A 16,685-nucleotide genomic window follows, 5' to 3' on the forward strand; every position below is an offset into this window, starting at 1 on the left:
GGGTTTACTGGTAGGAATGACCTAGTGCGGTATCCTTCCGATGTAACTACTCGTCTTTAAGAAGCGGCCTACCTACTCTCTTTTCAAATCAGAAACTCCTGTTTATGAAGCCTCAGCTTTTTACTACTTCCCGTACGGCGCGGTACATCAGCCTCGGTGAGCCCGGCCCTGACATTCAGCACGTGTGGTTTTGTTTGCACGGGCGCGGGCAGTCGTTGGAAGATTTTGCGGCGCAGCTCATTACCCTCGATACACCCGAACGCCTGCTTATTCTGCCAGAAGCCCTTTCGCGCTATACCCTGCCTGCCGAACTCACTGATAAGTTAGTGACCGGTGCCAGTTGGTTTACAGATGATTCGCTGGCGCCCGACTTGGCCGACCTGAACACTTACCTAAATGCCTTGGCCGACCATGTGCTGGCTGCCTGCCCCAAGGGGGTGTCCATCACGGTGCTGGGGTATGGGCACGGCGCTGCTGTTGCCTGTCGCTGGCTAGCCAATGGGCACGTGCCCTACAGCCGCTTGATTTTATACGCGGCGGTATTTCCGGCCGTGCTTGACCGCAGCGCTACCCTGCAAAAATTGCCAAACCGGCCGGTTACGCTCATTTCCACCACTACCAACGACTTTACCCCGGAAGCTTCGGGAGAGGGCCTGCTGCACGATATGCAGGAAGCAGGGCTGCCAGCGCAGTTGCGGTTTGTATCGGAGGGGCCGCTAACGCTGGCGGCTTTAGGTGCTGCTAGTGAGGCCAACTAACGCACCGGCACGGGCTCCGTGGTAGGAGCGTAGGTGAGGTGGCGCTTGAAGCGGTCGAGGGGGGCCTCAATGAAGCGCCAGGAAGCCGCACAGAGCAACAGTAGCAGGGGCGTAAGCACCAGTAACGTAGGAATAGGCCCCAGCAGAATTTCGCGCCAGCCAGACTCTGCCGAGAATAGCTTGTACACCACCCGCTGCCAAAATACCGGCAATACCAAATGGTACAAGTAGGTTCCGAAGCTCCGCTTACCCAGCCATAGCAGTACCGGGTGTAGCAGCCCCATTCGGCGGGCAGCATCGGGGTTGCGCAACAGCCAGGCCAGGGTAAGGAAGGCCGCTACCGAGCCTATAGTAGGAAATACCATAATCCAGGTGGCGCCGCCCTCCACTCGGTGCAGAAACCACCAGGCCGTCCACCATACTGCCCAGGCCAGCAGCACAGAGCGCCCCTTGGCCCAACGGCCTAGCCTTTCTGATTTCTCAAAGAGGCGTAGCAGCGTACCGGCCGCAAACAAATCAATAGAGGAGGGTAGCAGCACCAGCAGAAAGCCCGAAGTGACCAACAGGCCCCAGCCTACCCGGAACGCCAAGCCTAGGCCAGCAATGAGTACAAACCACTTCCAGCGCCGGCCCACCAGCCCCAGCAGCAGCGGCCACAAAAGGTAGAACTGCTCATCTACGGCCAGGGTCCAGAAGTGTCCGCAGCCTTCGCCCCAGCGCTGGAGGTGGTAAAATAACTGGTTTGCCGTAGGTAGCATAAACCAGAGCGCGTACTCGCGCACGGTTTCCAGAGGCAGCAAAGCACTAACGGCCAGGGCACAGTAGTAGGGTGGAATAATCCGGAGCAGACGGCGCAGATAAAACGTACCTAGGCGCTGCCGCCAGGGGCCCGGAGCACCCGGATATACCTGCTGCTTCCAGACAATACCCGAAATCAGGTAGCCGCTGAGTACAAAGAACAGCTGCCGCCCTACTTCCCCCATCATGATAGGGGGCGAGGCCCAGTGCTGCACCACTACCACCCATACCGCAATGGCCCGCACTCCATTCAACTCAGGGCGGTAGGTAAGGGGAGTACCGGTAGCAGCGGACATAGCGGGCAGGACAAAAAGGAAAGCAAAAGTACCGGCTCACCTGCAGCAATCCACTACCTAAGGCCCAGAATAAACATGCCCCAGGCTGCTAACAACCCAGGGCACATCAGGCAGAAGTAGCTGCCAACGGCTTCGTTGGAAATTATTTTTTCTCGGTTTTATCCGTCTCGATAATATCTCGCTCGAAATGCAGACGGCCATCTTCGTCGGGGAGGGTGGTAGTAGGGCGAAAGCCGTTTTGCTCGAGAATACGCTGGGCGCCGGAGTTCTCAGGGGTAGTGCGGGCCGTGAGGTGACGCACTAGTTCGGTATCGGCGGCGTGGCGCACCAGGCCGGCTACCAGCTCTGTACCCAGGCCTTGGTTGCGCCAGTCATCGGCAATCGAAAAGCCTATTTCCACCGATCCATTCACTGGGGGGCCATGGAAGCCGCCGGTGCCAATGATGGTATTAACAGGAGCTTCCTGGCCGGCGCGCAGAATGGCATACCACCCGTACCAGCCCGCGGCAGTGCGGCCGCCCGCCGTAAGCTGCTCCAGAAAATAACGCATGGCGTCCTCGTCGTACTCGCCGGGGGGCCAGTGCGCTGGCATGGCCGCACCCAGTAGCACAGGAAAGTACTGGGGCTTTGTGAGTTCGGCGGTGAGCAGGGCCCGGCTGGCTGCTATCAGGGTAAGCCGCGGCGTATAGGCAATCAAAGGAATCATAGAAAAAGATACGGAGTTGGTCGAAGAAGTGCCAAAAACAGAAGAATGGCTACTATGGTTGCGAAAGTAGGCTGTTACCTTTGATGTAGTTCTTTTCCTTTTGCACATGTCGGCAGTTGCCCCGGAGTACCTGGAAGTCTCGTATCGTGAAGACCTGGACGTGCTACTGATTCGGTGGATGCGGAAAGTAACCGAAGAGGAGATGCGTACCGGCTACCTCTACTTACTGGAGGAAGCGGCCCAGCGCCAGTGCCGGCAGTGGCTGCTCGATGCCCGCCGCCGCTATAACACCGACCGGGATGGTGCCCGCTGGATGATAACCACGTTTCTGCCCATGCTGTCAGCGCGGTTGGGTGGCCGCACTTACCTAGCGTATCTGCTCGTGCCCGCCATCATGCGCGATGCCGAAGCCGATGCCGCTTTTCCGCCCGTTAGCTTTTTTGCTGACAAACCCTTTATAGCAGAGCGTTTTATAGATGAGCGGGAGGCGATTAACTGGCTGCAAATAGGCCGGCGCCAACCAGTGGTGTAAGGCAGGCTTTACGAGCGGCCGGTACCTAGCGCCACAAAAAAAGCCCGGCAGCCCAGTAGCTGTCATCTAAACAACGCTACTGGGGCCGGACCAGGGCAGATAAGGGCGGTAACCAGTATCTGTTTCTGCAAGAACTTTGGGCTGAGCGACGACCTAGTGTACCGTGGCGGCCAGGTGTTCATCTACGCAATCGAGCACGTGTTGCACAGTGCGCAGGCCTTCCAGCTCGGGGTCTGAAATTTCGATGTGAAAGCGGTTCTCCAGATTAATTACCAGCTCCACCATGTCAATAGAGTCAAGTCCTACGTCTTCGTGTAAGCGGGAGGCAGGGGTGAGCTGAAGCGCGGGGTTGCGGTGTTTTTTGCGGAGCATGCGCTCTACTTGGTAGCGAATGAGCTGTTCCATAGTCTGATACGGCAGCAAGTACTGAGAAGAGAGGTAAAAGAAGAAGGGGCCGCGGGCTTACTCAACGCTGGAAAGTAGGAGCGTGGTATCCTCCGGCAACTCCGAAGACAGCCGGGCCACTTCCATCTGCGGGGTGAGGTAGTCGCCGGTAGCCACCAGGCGGCCCGTAATCAGGCCATCGGCCGGGGCCGAAACATACAGGAAGCTGAGCATGGGCACGGCCCGGGCCAGCTGGGTGCGGGTAGCCGCTATCTGCTCACGGGCGGCTGTTAAGGCGGAGGCGGTTGGGGCTGGCTGGGTGGCTAGTAACGCATCAAGGGCTTGCTGCTGCTTTTGCAGACGGGCCTGCAGTTGCTGCTGCGCTACGCTCGGCAGCTTTTCTACCAGCTTTAGCAGCAACTGCCCTTTACGCACGCGCTGGCCTTCGTGGAAGTAGATTTCCCATACCCGGCCCGCTTGGAGCGCCAGTACGGGCTCACCCTTCACGGTATTCAAAGGGCTAGTCTTCGCAGGCTCAGGCAAGAAGTGCGAGGTTGCAATAATAGGCAGCTCAGAAGTTAGCTGCGCCGGAGTGGAAGTAAGCCAGCGGGAAGCCAGCAGGCTGCCCACCACGACGAGGAGGGCAAGCCCCACGCCAAGTAATTTTTTCATGAGTTGAGAACCGGCTTTTCCGGCCTATCCAGGAATGCTGCCCTGGTAAAGGTTAGCCGCTGGCCGATGATGACCGCACGGAAGACGTTGATAAACAGAAAGTAACTGGTTTGGTTACATTTCAGGGCAAATAAAAAGAAGCCTAGCTTGCTGCTGCTCCAGGGCACTGGCCCGGCAGCCGCTTGCGTAGTTCTTGGGCCACCTGTTCTACCGTCACGGCGGCCAGCGCAACGCGCATGGCCTCGAGAGCTGGCCCAAACAAGCTTTCCAGGGTTTCCTGCATCACGCCGCCTACATCGCAGTGGGTGTTGGGGTTGGTGCTGCTTAGTTGAAAAATATCAGGATCGGTTTCCTGCACCGCCCGAAACACATCAAGCAGTGTGATTTCAGTGGCTGGGCGTGCTAGCACCGTGCCGCCACCGGCTCCGCGCTGGCTCTGTACAAAGCCAGCCTCGCGCAACGCACTCATGAGCCGCCGTACTACCACCGGGTGCGTACCCGCGCTGCACGCCAATACCTCCGACGATACCTGCTGCCCTTGCGCATGGGCTAAGTAGGCCAGAATATGCGTTGCAACGGCAAACCGAGTGTTCATGAGGGAATACGTAACAGAATCTGTTACAAATGTACGACGCTGAAAGGTTGTGCACAATCTTTCAGCGATTTTATCTGAGGAAGAAGTAAAAACGTCGGTCATTGGGCGGTGGCTACCAGCCAGTAAAGCAGCTTACTGGCAGAGACGTTTTTCCTAGCCCTTTACTTTACACTAAGGCAATTAATCTTCCCACTGGCCAAACTTGCCGGCTTGGTAGTCTTGGTAAGCCTGCCGGATTTCCTGCTCCGTATTCATCACGAACGGGCCATAGGATACGATCGGCTCCTGAAATGGCTTGGCGTGGCCGAGCAGCAGTACAGCCTCACCGCCTACTGCTTCTATCTGTAGCTCGTCGCCATCATAATTGAACTCCGTAAGCTTGCGGGCCTCGGTTTCCTGGCCGTTCACGCGCAGCTTGCCCCGGATGGTATAAAAGAAAACGGTACGCTCGGCCGGAATAGTAAGGTGAAGCTTACCACCGGCCTGGAAGTTGATGGTAGCCAGCTGAATATCGGCCAGGGGCTGTACCGCGCCCGGTGTGCCGGCCCAGTTGCCCGACACCGCATGAACGGTTACCCGGCCTTCGTCCAGCGAAACGCTAGGTATCTCGGGCTCCTGAAGCCCGATGTAGCGCGGCTCCACCATTTTATCCTTGGCCGGCAGGTTTACCCACAGCTGCAGAATTTCCAGCGGCCCGCCCGTGCGTTTAAACTCCGGCGACGAAATTTCGGCGTGAATCAGGCCCCGGCCCGCCGTCATCCACTGAATACCACCCGGCCCGATAATGCTCTGGTGCCCGCCCGTATCCTGGTGCATAATGTCGCCGTCCAGAATAAAGGTCACCGTCTCGAAGCCGCGGTGGGGATGTGGTCCAAACGGCAAGCCTTGGTTATTAGGTCGGTACACCTGCGGGCCGTGGTGGTTCAAGAACAGAAACGGATCCAGGTGCTCTACGGAGTTCGTAGGCAGCGCCCGATACGTAACCAGGTCGGCGATGGGGGCGTTCTGGGCGCGGTGCTGGGTTTTGATGGTGCGCATGGGGTAGGGAAGACGAAGGTCAGGGGAAGAAAGCAACCCGGTTGCCGGGCCCGGTGCCAGATGCATACCGCCAGCCGGCCTGAATGGTTTTGTTCTTTTGCAGGGCTAGTACGAGCAGGCAATGGCTTCCAGCTGCACATGGCGTCCTGAAAAGCTCAGCGGTGAAAACCCTGATGCCTCACCAGAGGTTTATGAATCTTCGTTCCGAACCGCTTTTACTTCTTTGTATACATAGAATGGCTCAGCTCTTCACGCCGCTTACCCTGCGCGGCCTCACCCTGAAAAACCGCATTGTTATTTCGCCCATGTGCCAGTACAGCGCCCAGGATGGGTTTGCTAACGACTGGCACCTAGTACACTTGGGCGCCCGCGCGGTGGGTGGCGCTGCCCTTATTTTGCTCGAAGCCACGGCCGTGGTGCCCGAAGGCCGCATTACCCCCGACGACCTAGGCATCTGGAAAGACGAGCACGTACCCGGGCTGCGCCGCATCACCGATTTTCTCAAAAGCGAAAACTGCATTCCAGGCATTCAACTCGCCCACGCTGGCCGCAAAGCCAGCCACAGCAGCCCCTGGAAAGGCGGCGCAGTAGTGCCCGAAACCGGAGGCGGCTGGCAAACCGTAGCCCCCAGCGCCCTTCCCTTCACGCCCGAGGAGCCCGCGCCCAAGGAAATGAGCTTGGCTGATATTCAGGGGGTAGTCGACGCCTTTCGGATAGGCACGCGGCGGGCCTTGGAAGCTGGTTTTGAGGTGATTGAGCTGCATGCGGCCCACGGCTACCTACTGCATGAGTTTATGTCGCCGCTCAGCAACCACCGCACCGATGCCTATGGCGGCTTCTTCGAAAACCGCATCCGGCTGCTGCTGGAGGTAGTGGCCGCTACACGCGCCGAACTGCCTGAAAACCTACCGCTGCTCGTGCGTATTTCCGCCACCGACTGGACTGAAGGCGGCTGGACGGCCGAAGAATCCGTGGCCCTGGCGGCTATCCTGAAAGATAACGGCGTTGACCTCATCGACTGCTCCACCGGTGGCAACGTGCCCCGCGCCGACATACCCGTCGGTCCTGGCTACCAAGTGCAGTTCGCCGAGCAAATCAAGCGCGAAACCGGCCTCGCTACCGGCGCCGTGGGCATGATTACCGAAGCCCAACAAGCCGAACACATCATCGCCAGCGGCCAGGCCGATGTAGTACTGCTCGCCCGCGAATCCTTACGCGACGCCTATTTCCCGCTGCACGCCGCTCACGAGCTAGGCGCCGATGTGCACTGGCCCGAGCAATACGAGCGCGCCAAGCCCCGCCAGCGGTAACTGGTAGCGTTGAAGTTGGTTTATCAAGGCAGTGAGGGCTAGTCGCCTTTACTGCCTTGTTAGTTTCTGGTGTTTAAGGATGCTAGTAACTCTGCACTTTTACACTGAGGGTCGTTCTAGGAGTGCGGTGTCGGTAAAGTGCTGTTTAGGAGTAGGAAGTCATCTCGTCTAACACTAGCACAATTTCCTGAGGTGTCGAATAATAAAGATTATGTAAAGAAAGGATTCCGCGAAAGCATCTACTTAAGGCAGCGCCTGTAACTACAGAATTTATCCTAAAAAGCCGCCTTGTTATAGTATAAGTTGGTTATTGACTAGAGGTATCCAGAAAGGATTGGTTAGTAGACGGATTTAACCTCATCGTTAGCAGCCCGGTTAAAGGCGGTTTTCACTTTCGATATTTGTCTCCCTTTGCGATGCTATATAGTCGGTCATCCAGTCCAGTATGATAGCGGTTCCAACCTACTGTTTTGAAGCTATGAAATATCTACGCTTTGTCTTGGCGCTTAGCGTTCTGCTAATTATCGTGCTTCTTATAATCGATCACAACAAAGAGCAGATTGCATATGACAAACGAGCTGCTCGTGACTTTGCCCATATTGGGCACGTAAAACCAGGGATGAGCGCACGTCAAGTATTGGCCATCATGGGTCCACCAGCAGCGATGGACACCCTGCAGCCATGCCAGGATTGTAAGGCGTTTGATCCCGAAAGTATGAGTCCTCGATTTCAGTATTACTACACAGCCATCTCCGGTTCTTCAGGAGACTGCCGGGTGGTATTCGACTCGACGTATCATGTCTCGAAAGTCGTGGCGACTAGATAAATTGAGAGGCTGCTCAGTCTGATAAGTTAAAATATGTTAAGCTAGACGGGACAGCAAACTAGCTCACATATCAGCTTATACTCTAGACTAACTATGAGAGGCATTATAGAAGTTTGCAGTACTAGTATAGTAGGCTTTATCAGCACAAACCAACCGGCGCAACCTTACGAAGGGAGTTACGACCTTAGGCGAAATCCTTTTCTGTATCTCGCTGAATGAAAAACCGTTCTGCTTCCCAGCGGGCTGGGGCCGCGGCCCTGCTGCTGTCCTTGGCCGGCTGCGCCACCAGCCAGCAACCCACAACCACTACCAGTACTGCTGCTGCTACCACAACTCCCGCTTCCGTAGCATCCACCACAGGAGGCCGCAGTATCAACCCCCAGGACGTCGACCGCTCGGTGTCGCCGTGCGAAGATTTCTTTCAGTTTTCGGGTGGCAACTGGCTGAAGAACAACCCGATTCCGGGTTACGCCTCCAGCTGGGGGCCGCGCAACCTGCTCGGAGACCGGACCCAGGCTACGCTTAAACAGATTCTGGAAGAAGCGGCCGCCAACACCTCGGCTGCTAGGGGCACCAACGCCCAAAAGGTCGGCGACTTCTACGCCTCCGGCATGGACTCCGTAGCAATTGAAAAAGCCGGCCTGAAGTATCTGCAGCCGGAGCTAAAGCGCATTGCCGACGTCAAAGACCTGAAAGGCCTGCAAACGGTATTGGCCCGTCAGCACACGCTGGGCACCGGTGCCTTCTTTCGCGCCGGCGTAGGCCCCGACCGCAAGCAAAGCACCAAGTACACCGTGAACCTGAGCCAGGGCGGCCTCGGCATGCCCGACCGCGACTACTACCTCAAGGATGACGCCCGCTCCAAAACCATCCGCGACGCCTACGTCAGCTACCTCACCAGCACCTTTAAGCTGATGGGTGATGCGGAAGCCACGGCCGCTAAGAAAGCCGCCGCCGTGCTGCGCCTCGAAACCCGGTTGGCCAAAGCCAGCAAGGACCGCGTAGCCCTGCGCGACCCCAATGCCAGCTACAACAAAATGACGGTAGCCGAGGCCAACACCCAATTCCCCAACATCGGTCTGACGACCATTCTGGCCCAGAATGGCTTGGGGTCGGCGCCAGAGGTAATTGTGGGCCAGCCAGATTTCTTCCGGGAAGTAAGCGCCCTGATGAAAGCTGAGCCCCTGACCGACATCAAAACCTACCTGACCTGGCAGTTGGTAAGCTCGTTACCTTCGGCGTTGCCCAAAGCCTACGGCGACCTGGCCTTTCAATTTCAGCAGGTGCAAAGCGGGGCCAAGCAGCAGCCGGTTCGGTGGAAGCGCATGCAGTCGGCTACCGATGCGACCCTAGGCGAGGCCTTTGGCCAACTGTACGTGGATAAGGCCTTCTCGCCGGAAGCCAAGCGCAAGGCCCTGGAAATGGTGGCCAACATCAAGGAGTCGATGGCTGAGCACATCCAAACCAACACCTGGATGAGCGACGCCACCAAAGCTGAAGCTCTGAAAAAGCTCAAAGCCCTACGCGTAAAAATCGGTTACCCCGATAAGTGGAAGGACTACTCCGAGCTGAACATTTCGCGCGAGTCGTACCTGCAAAACGTGCTCAATGCCCGGCAGTGGGCCTACAAGCAGAACGTGAAGAAGTTTGGCGGCCCGATTGACCGCAACGAGTGGGGCATGACCCCGCCCACCATCAATGCCTACTACAACCCGCCCATGAACGAAATCGTGTTTCCGGCGGGCTACCTCCAGCCGCCGTTCTTTGACCCCGAAGCCGATGACGCGGTAAATTACGGTGCCATTGGCGGCGTGATGGGCCACGAAATGACCCACGGCTTCGATGACCAGGGCCGCCAGTATGACTCGGAGGGCAACCTGCGCGACTGGTGGACCAAAGCCGATGGCGAGGAGTTCACGAAGCGCGCCGCGGTAGTAGGCAAGCAGTACGACGCCTTCTCGCCCCTCGACTCAGTGCACGTAAACGGCAAGTTGACCATGGGTGAGAACCTAGCCGATTTTGCCGGCCTCACCATCGTGTACGGTGCCCTCCAGAAGCAGCTGGACAAGCAGTATGGCAAAGGCAACCGGCCGCTGATAGATGGTTTCACGCCGGAGCAGCGGTTTTTCCTGAGTTGGGCACAGCTACGCCGCACCAACATCCGGCCAGCCGCTTTGCGCCAGCAAATCCTGACGGACCCGCACTCGCCGGGCCAGTACCGTACCATTGGGCCGCTCATGAACATGCCCCAGTTTTACCAAGCCTTCGGGTGCCAGCAGGGCCAGAAAATGGTACGCCCCGATTCAGAAAGAGCTGTAATTTGGTAATCGGATTATAGGCTGAAAATCCCTAGGCTTTCGAACACCACGAACTGTCTCTGTTGGAGCTCTATAGCAGAGCTACGGCGTAACGAATGGCGGCTTTCATACACACAACACACCTCTTCATTTTCCCACATCCCTAGTTCATGACCTCCAAAAATTACCTGTTGCTGACCTTGGGCACGGCTACTGGCCTAGCCCTGGCCGGCTGCGCAGCCAGCACACCTGCTGCCACTACTACCGCCACCACAACCACCACGGCTACCACCACTACTACCCCCACGGCTGCGCCCAAAGGCCCCGTGTTGCCCGGTGTTGGCCTAGATTTGTCGGCGCGCGATGAGTCGGTTTCGCCCTGCGAGGACTTCTTCCAGTATGCCAGCGGTACCTGGCTCAAGAACACGCCAGTTCCCGCCGCCGAGTCATCGTGGGGTTCCTGGAATACGCTGATCGACCAGAACAACGCTGTACTGCGCAATATTCTGGAAACGGCTGCGGCTAATAAGTCGGCGGCTAAAGGCTCTAACCCACAGAAAGTGGGCGACTTCTACGCCTCGGCCATGGATACGGTAGCCATCGAGAAAGCCGGCCTGAAATATTTGCAGCCGGAGCTGGCCCGCATTACGGGCGTGAAAGACCTGAAAGGCCTGCAAAGCCAACTGGTGCGCCAGCAGATGCTCCAGACTCGCTCGGTATTCGGCCTGGGCGTTAACCAAGACCGCAAAAACAGCTCGCAGTATGCGCTTTACCTGAGCCAAGGCGGCCTGACGCTGCCCGACCGTGACTACTACCTGAAAGACGATGCCCGCTCGAAAGGCATCCGCACGGCCTACACTACGTACCTCACCAACACCTTCAAAATGTTGGGCGACAGCGAGGCTGCGGCTGCCAAAAACGCGGCTACCGTCCTGCGCCTGGAAACCCGGTTGGCCAAAGCCAGCAAAGACCGCGTAGCCCTGCGCGACCCCTACGCCAACTACAACAAGATGACCGTAGCGGAAGCCAACACCCAGTACCCGAACTTGGGCTTGTCGGCGATGCTGCCGCAGCTGGGCCTAGGCTCGGCGAAAGAGGTAATCGTGGGTCAGCCGGAGTTTTTGAAGGAAGCCAGCACGGCCCTCAAGCAAGAGCCCCTCTCTGACTGGAAAACCTACCTGCGGGCACATCTGGTGAACTCCGTATCGTCGGCGCTGCCCAAGGCCTATGTCGATGAGTCGTTCCGGTTCCAGCAGATACTGAGCGGGGCCAAGCAGCAGCAACCCCGCTGGAAGCGCATGCTCCGCGCTACGGATGGCGCCCTAGGCGAAGCCTTCGGCCAGATCTACGTGGAGAAAGCCTTCACCCCCGAAACCAAGCAGAAGGCCTTGGAAATGGTAGCCAACATCAAGGAAGCCATGGGCGAGCACATTCAGGCCCTGGAATGGATGAGCCCGGCTACCAAAACGGAGGCCATGAAAAAGCTGAACTCCTTCACTGTAAAAATCGGCTACCCCGACAAGTGGAAGGACTATTCGGCCCTGAACGTCTCGCGCGAGTCGTACCTGAAAAACGTGCTGGCCGCCCGCGAGTGGGAATTTAAGGACAACGTAAGCCGCTACGGCAAGCCGATTGACCGCCAGGTGTGGGGCATGACGCCGCCCACGGTGAACGCCTACTACAACTCCTCGCTCAACGAAATCGTGTTCCCGGCCGGTATCATGCAACCCCCGTTCTTCGACCCCAAGGCCGATGACGCGGTAAACTATGGCGGCATGGGCGCCGTAATCGGCCACGAAATCACGCACGGCTTTGATGACCGCGGCCGGCAGTCGGATGCGGAAGGCAACCTGCGCGACTGGTGGACCAAGGAAGACGCCGCGGAGTTTACCAAGCGTGCCGACCTAGTAGGCGCTCAGTACTCGGCGTTCCAGCCCCTCGACTCGGTGTTCGTGAATGGCAAGCTGACCATGGGCGAGAACCTCGCCGACTTTGGCGGTACGGCCCTAGCCTACTCGGCACTGCAAAAGCAGTTGCAGAAGAAATACGGCTCTGACCCACGCCCGCAGTACGACGGCCTGGCTCCCGAGCAGCGCTTCTTCCTAGCCTGGGCCCAGATCTGGCGCACCAATGCTCGCCCCGAGTACATTCGTCAGCAAGTACAGACGGATCCGCACTCACCGGCCCAGTACCGCACCAACGGTCCGCTCATGAACATGCCCGAGTTTTATGAGGCCTTCGGCTGTAAAGAAGACGCCAAGATGGTACGCGCTCAGAACGTGCGCGCCCGCATCTGGTAATCTGCTGAGCTACTAGCTCTGAATTTTGGGAAAGCCGGTTTGCCTTGTGCAAACCGGCTTTTTTGTTGCCGCTGAAAATAAATTTGGGGTTGTTGTATGCTTGTTTACGAAATAATCGTAGTATTACGAAATAATCGTAATGACTCATATGGAACGACTTACTCTGCCTGAGGAAGAGGCGATGCGCGGCTTCTGGCAACTAAACGGCGGCTTCATTAAAGAGGTGCTGGACCTGCTGCCCGAGCCGCGGCCGCCGTATACCACGCTGGCTTCTACGGTGCGCAACCTGGAGCGCAAGGGCTACCTCCGCAGCGAGAAGCTAGGCAACACCTTTCGGTTTACGCCGCTTATTCAGGCCGAGGACTACCGCAAGCGCTTCCTGGGCACCTTCGTAGGCGACTACTTCCGCAACTCTTATAAAGAGCTGGTTTCCTTCTTCGCGCAAGACCAGAAAATCAGTGCCGAAGAGCTGCAGGAAATCATTGCCATGATTGAGCAGCAAAAGCCCAAGCAGCCATGATGCCGGACCTGCTGGTGTATCTGCTGAAGGCAAACGGAGCCTTGCTGCTGCTGGTGGGCGTGTATTATGCTTTTCTGCGGCGGCTTACCTTTCATCAACTCAACCGGGCTTATCTGCTCGGGGCCGTGGTTTTCGCAGCGCTGTATCCGCTGCTGGATGTGTCGGGGCTGCTCACCCGGCCGGCCGTGCTGGAAAGTCAGCTGACGGTTTTGCTGCCAACTTGGGCTAGTGGAACCAGTGCCTCGGCCGCAGCACCGGTGGCCGCAGGGCCCGATTACGGCGCTTGGCTACTAGGCCTCTATGGGGCCGGAACTGCCCTGATGCTGCTGCGCCTCGTGGTGCAGGGCGCTTCCCTAGCAGGCATGCATCGGGCGTCGAGGCCGGCGCAGGCCGCGGGTGTGGACTTTCGGCAGGTTGCGGCCCCCATCAACCCGTTCTGCTTCTGGCAAACCATTTACCTGAACCCAGAGCAGCACGCCACCACTGAGTTGCCGGCCATCTTGCTGCATGAGCAAGTACACGTGCGGCAGTGGCATACGCTGGATGTGCTCGTGGGCCACGCACAGCGAATAGTAAGCTGGTTTAACCCTGGCGCCTGGCTGCTGCTGCGGGCCGTGCAGGAAAATCTGGAGTTCATTACCGATGCTGCCGTGCTCATGTCGGGCAGCCTGGAGCCCAAAGAATACCAATACAGCTTGGTGCGGCTTAGCACCCTAGCGCCGGGGCCGGCGCTGGTCACACCTTTCTCCTTTATTACCCTTAAAAACCGTATCCACATGATGAATTCCCAGCCATCTTCCCGCAAGCAAGCCTTACGCTACCTAGCAGTGCTGCCGCTGGCCCTAGGCCTACTGAGCCTCTCAACTCCTGATGCAGCTTCGGCTGTGTTAGCACCAACTGATAACGTACCAACCGCAACCGCTGATACGGAAAAGGAAGCGCCTATCAGTGCCTTGCCCCCGGCCGCCTTAGCCTACATCGTGAAAGAGTACCCCGGCTACCGCCTCATTGGGGTTACGGAAGTGCGCGCCGCCGATGGAAGTAACCTGCGTTACCGGGCTGAAATAGCATCTGGCCGTCGGCCGAAGAAAGTGTTGTTTGATGCCAAAGGTGAGCCCGTGGCGGTAGCCGAGCCTCTGTATTTCCTGGATGGCAAGCCCGTGACCAAAGCGGAGTTGGATGCGCTCAGTCCGTCGGCCATTGAAAGCGTGAGCGTGCTCAAACGAGAGGAAGCGCTAAAGTCATTCGGAGCCAAAGCCAATGAGGGAGCTATCCTGATTATCACGAAGAAAAACAGAGACTCAGCGGAAGTACTAGCCTTTATCAAGGAGCACAACCTCAGCTTTGCGCCCGCCAAGCCCGAAGACCAGCGCCTGACAAGCTCTGTTATGGCTGGCAACGGCTTTACCGCCGCTGATTTAGGCGGCCGGCTTCTAATCATTAATGGCAAAGAAGCAGCCCCGGAGCAAGCCAAAATAGCGGCCGGGCAAGTAGCATCAGTGTACGTGCTGGACGCGCCGAGTGCTACCAAAAAATACGGCGATAAAGGCAAAAACGGCGCTATTGTCATCACTACCAAGTAAAGCGCCCGGACCATACTGGCCGTCTGTAGATGAGCTACTGGCCTAAGAGCTGGTTGAAATTAGTGGAATCTGACACCTACAAAGCCCCGAATGCGCACTGCGTTCGGGGCTTTTGCGGCCCTAGTGGTTCCGTGCGTATCTTGCCTGCTACACTCGCCTCCACGCCATGCTCCTTTCTACTTTCGTGCGTTCTTCTGGCTTGCTGCTTGCCTGCAGCCTGCTGAGCTCGGCCACTGTATCGGCCCAAACGGCGGTGCCGGTGCCGGCTACTACGCAGCACGTAGCGCCCGCTAGCCTCTATTTTCTCGATGGGTTGCCTTCTGACCAGCAAACCATTAGCCAGTTAAACCCTCGTACCATTGCTTCGGCCACTGTGATTAAGGGCGAGGAAGCCATCCGGATATTCGGGGCCGGAGCTCAGGATGGCGTAGTTATGGTGCTAACCAAGCGAAACGTGCGCTCGGCGGCAGTTGCGGAGTTCAACCGCCGCTACGATATCCGGCCGGTGGAGGCTCCTACGCCACCTGCAGTGCCTACTAAACCCTAGCTCAGCCTAGCGCCTGACGTATAGACAGTTGGAAAACCCGCTGAAATAAAGCGCCAAGCCGTATGGCCGGTGTAGCCAACAAGGTAGCCTAGTCGCCCGTATTCCGACCGCTATTCGCGTTGGTTTGACTTTTAGTTCTGATTGCATGACCTCGACCACCGTTGCCGATTTCCTTGTGCTTGCCCACCGCTCTGACTTGGGCATTGTCACGGCTCGCTGGACGCGTCCCGCGTCTTCCGCTGAGCTGCGTGCCGGTTATCAGGAGCTGCTGCGTTATGCTGCCGGCTGCGAGGCCTGCCGCCGCTGGCTGATAGACTCGCGCCGCCGCGTGCAGGTTGACTCCCGCGACGTGCATTGGCTTACCACGGAGTTCTACCCAACGCTGCGCCGCCAGCTCGGCGACCACGTGTACCTGGCCTTCCTGATTGCGCCCTATCAGCAGGATGACGTGCAGGACGACACCTTGCCCTCTTTGCCCTACACCCACGGCGACTACTGCTCCCTCAACCAGTTTACGGATGAAGGCGAAGCTGTGCGCTGGCTTTGTTCCCGGGTGTAATTCTTCGGCTGCTTACTAGGTCGTGCTGCTGGAGAAACCGTTAGCGCTCAGCGCGTAGCCTACCTATAAGAAGCCAGGCCGCACCGGCCACCACCACCGCTACCATCCCGGTCATTGTAGCCTGCCGCAGGCTACGGGCTGACCGTGGCAGCTCAGGAGCCGTTGCGGGCACGCCCTGTCCACTGGTAACGTGCAGGATAAGCTGCGCCGTTTCAGCGGGTTGGTCCCACTGCGGAAAGTGCCCGCAGTCTTCAAACCAATACAGGGCTGCATCCGGAAAGGAGCGCTGGGCCCGGTACGCCTGCGCCGGAAAGCACACCCGGTCTTGCCGCCCCCACCCAATCACTACGGGCTGGGCCAAGCTGCCTGCCGGCGCGCCCTGCTGCCGCTCGCCAAAAGCTAAGCTGCGGAGCAGTTCATCGAAAGAAGGGCTGGCCGCGAAGGTGTGCATTTCCGGCAGCAACACATCTGAGGAGAGGCGCCACGGGTGGGCCGAAAACTGGCTGAATAAGAGCGTGCGCGACACCGGATGGCTGGTAATAGCCGGCATAACGGGGCGCAGCAACCGCACCAAGCGCACTGAAAAAGCCACTGAGTAATAGAATACCGGAATTTCCGATCCTCGCCAGAATCCGCCTGGGTCCAGCGAAACCACCGCGCCCACTACCCCGCCCCGGCGCGCCAACTCCAGCACTAGGCGGGCACCCATTGAGCTGCCTACGGCATCAATGCCCAGCAGTTGATGCTGGCGCAGGAAATCCGTTACGGCATCGGCTAACGTACGGATAGACACTTCACCGGCTAGGGCAGGCGTAGCCCCAAACCCCGGCAAATCCACCGCTATTACGTCGCGCTCTTCGGCCAGCGTATCCAGAATAGTGGACCAGGAGCGCCAGCTGCCGCCAATACCGTGTAGCAGCAACAGGGGTTTGCCCGCGCCCCGCCGGATGTAATGCATGTCCAT

At 58.0% G+C, this 16,685-nt stretch carries 17 protein-coding genes; 10 read left to right on the forward strand and 7 right to left on the reverse strand.

Going from position 1 to position 16,685, the window contains the following annotated elements:
* Nucleotides 1-104 precede the first annotated feature (104 nt).
* On the forward strand, nucleotides 105-758 hold the full coding sequence (locus ACYVGU_RS11625; protein ID WP_460622224.1) for an alpha/beta hydrolase: 654 nt from the start codon (nucleotides 105-107) through the stop codon (nucleotides 756-758).
* On the opposite strand, the gene ACYVGU_RS11630 is transcribed toward ACYVGU_RS11625, so the two are convergent.
* Both ACYVGU_RS11630 and ACYVGU_RS11635 read right to left on the reverse strand, forming a co-directional pair.
* Nucleotides 755-1,852 (reverse strand): acyltransferase family protein, encoded by a 1,098-nt coding sequence (locus ACYVGU_RS11630; protein ID WP_460622225.1) that lies wholly within the window; start codon nucleotides 1,850-1,852, stop codon nucleotides 755-757. The two genes, ACYVGU_RS11625 and ACYVGU_RS11630, sit on opposite strands and share 4 nt — an antisense overlap.
* A gap of 142 nt (nucleotides 1,853-1,994) precedes the next feature.
* Nucleotides 1,995-2,558, reverse strand: coding sequence for a GNAT family N-acetyltransferase (locus ACYVGU_RS11635; RefSeq protein WP_460622226.1), 564 nt, complete (start codon nucleotides 2,556-2,558; stop codon nucleotides 1,995-1,997).
* A gap of 106 nt (nucleotides 2,559-2,664) precedes the next feature.
* Between ACYVGU_RS11635 and ACYVGU_RS11640 the strand changes: the two genes are divergently transcribed.
* The gene (locus ACYVGU_RS11640) at nucleotides 2,665-3,090 is read left to right on the forward strand and encodes a hypothetical protein (protein WP_460622227.1); all 426 of its coding nucleotides are present in this window, start codon (nucleotides 2,665-2,667) and stop codon (nucleotides 3,088-3,090) included.
* A gap of 153 nt (nucleotides 3,091-3,243) precedes the next feature.
* On the opposite strand, the gene ACYVGU_RS11645 is transcribed toward ACYVGU_RS11640, so the two are convergent.
* From ACYVGU_RS11645 to ACYVGU_RS11660, 4 genes are all read right to left on the reverse strand, one after another.
* The gene (locus tag ACYVGU_RS11645; protein ID WP_460614815.1) at nucleotides 3,244-3,495 is read right to left on the reverse strand and encodes a phosphopantetheine-binding protein; all 252 of its coding nucleotides are present in this window, start codon (nucleotides 3,493-3,495) and stop codon (nucleotides 3,244-3,246) included.
* Nucleotides 3,496-3,552: 57 nt separating this feature from the next.
* The gene (locus ACYVGU_RS11650; protein WP_460622228.1) at nucleotides 3,553-4,146 is read right to left on the reverse strand and encodes an efflux RND transporter periplasmic adaptor subunit; all 594 of its coding nucleotides are present in this window, start codon (nucleotides 4,144-4,146) and stop codon (nucleotides 3,553-3,555) included.
* 142 nt (nucleotides 4,147-4,288) lie between these two features.
* Nucleotides 4,289-4,741 carry an Rrf2 family transcriptional regulator gene (locus ACYVGU_RS11655; protein WP_460614817.1) on the reverse strand — a complete coding sequence of 151 codons (453 nt, stop codon included), beginning with the start codon at nucleotides 4,739-4,741 and terminating at the stop codon, nucleotides 4,289-4,291.
* 180 nt (nucleotides 4,742-4,921) lie between these two features.
* A complete protein-coding gene (locus tag ACYVGU_RS11660) occupies nucleotides 4,922-5,779 on the reverse strand; it encodes a pirin family protein (RefSeq protein WP_460622229.1) in 858 nt (285 codons plus the stop codon).
* Between the two features lie 236 nt (nucleotides 5,780-6,015).
* Here ACYVGU_RS11660 and ACYVGU_RS11665 point away from each other — a divergent pair, with 236 nt between their 5' ends.
* From ACYVGU_RS11665 to ACYVGU_RS11700, 8 genes are all read left to right on the forward strand, one after another.
* Nucleotides 6,016-7,089 carry an NADH:flavin oxidoreductase/NADH oxidase gene (locus tag ACYVGU_RS11665; protein ID WP_460622230.1) on the forward strand — a complete coding sequence of 358 codons (1,074 nt, stop codon included), beginning with the start codon at nucleotides 6,016-6,018 and terminating at the stop codon, nucleotides 7,087-7,089.
* Nucleotides 7,090-7,567: 478 nt separating this feature from the next.
* On the forward strand, nucleotides 7,568-7,915 hold the full coding sequence (locus ACYVGU_RS11670) for a hypothetical protein (RefSeq protein WP_460622231.1): 348 nt from the start codon (nucleotides 7,568-7,570) through the stop codon (nucleotides 7,913-7,915).
* Between the two features lie 215 nt (nucleotides 7,916-8,130).
* Nucleotides 8,131-10,242: a M13 family metallopeptidase gene (locus ACYVGU_RS11675; RefSeq protein WP_460622233.1), complete on the forward strand. Its 2,112-nt coding sequence runs from the start codon at nucleotides 8,131-8,133 to the stop codon at nucleotides 10,240-10,242.
* Nucleotides 10,243-10,382: 140 nt separating this feature from the next.
* The gene (locus ACYVGU_RS11680; protein ID WP_460622234.1) at nucleotides 10,383-12,512 is read left to right on the forward strand and encodes a M13 family metallopeptidase; all 2,130 of its coding nucleotides are present in this window, start codon (nucleotides 10,383-10,385) and stop codon (nucleotides 12,510-12,512) included.
* Between the two features lie 148 nt (nucleotides 12,513-12,660).
* A complete protein-coding gene (locus tag ACYVGU_RS11685; RefSeq protein ID WP_460622235.1) occupies nucleotides 12,661-13,032 on the forward strand; it encodes a BlaI/MecI/CopY family transcriptional regulator in 372 nt (123 codons plus the stop codon).
* Nucleotides 13,029-14,615 carry a M56 family metallopeptidase gene (locus ACYVGU_RS11690; protein ID WP_460622236.1) on the forward strand — a complete coding sequence of 529 codons (1,587 nt, stop codon included), beginning with the start codon at nucleotides 13,029-13,031 and terminating at the stop codon, nucleotides 14,613-14,615. Before ACYVGU_RS11685 ends, ACYVGU_RS11690 begins: the two co-directional genes overlap by 4 nt.
* A 166-nt stretch (nucleotides 14,616-14,781) precedes the next feature.
* The gene (locus ACYVGU_RS11695; protein ID WP_460614825.1) at nucleotides 14,782-15,162 is read left to right on the forward strand and encodes a hypothetical protein; all 381 of its coding nucleotides are present in this window, start codon (nucleotides 14,782-14,784) and stop codon (nucleotides 15,160-15,162) included.
* 145 nt (nucleotides 15,163-15,307) lie between these two features.
* Nucleotides 15,308-15,721 carry a hypothetical protein gene (locus tag ACYVGU_RS11700; RefSeq protein WP_460622237.1) on the forward strand — a complete coding sequence of 138 codons (414 nt, stop codon included), beginning with the start codon at nucleotides 15,308-15,310 and terminating at the stop codon, nucleotides 15,719-15,721.
* Between the two features lie 40 nt (nucleotides 15,722-15,761).
* Here the strand turns inward: ACYVGU_RS11700 and ACYVGU_RS11705 are convergent, their stop codons facing one another.
* A complete protein-coding gene (locus ACYVGU_RS11705; RefSeq protein WP_460622238.1) occupies nucleotides 15,762-16,685 on the reverse strand; it encodes an alpha/beta fold hydrolase in 924 nt (307 codons plus the stop codon).

It is taken from the genome of Hymenobacter tenuis (assembly GCF_054780495.1).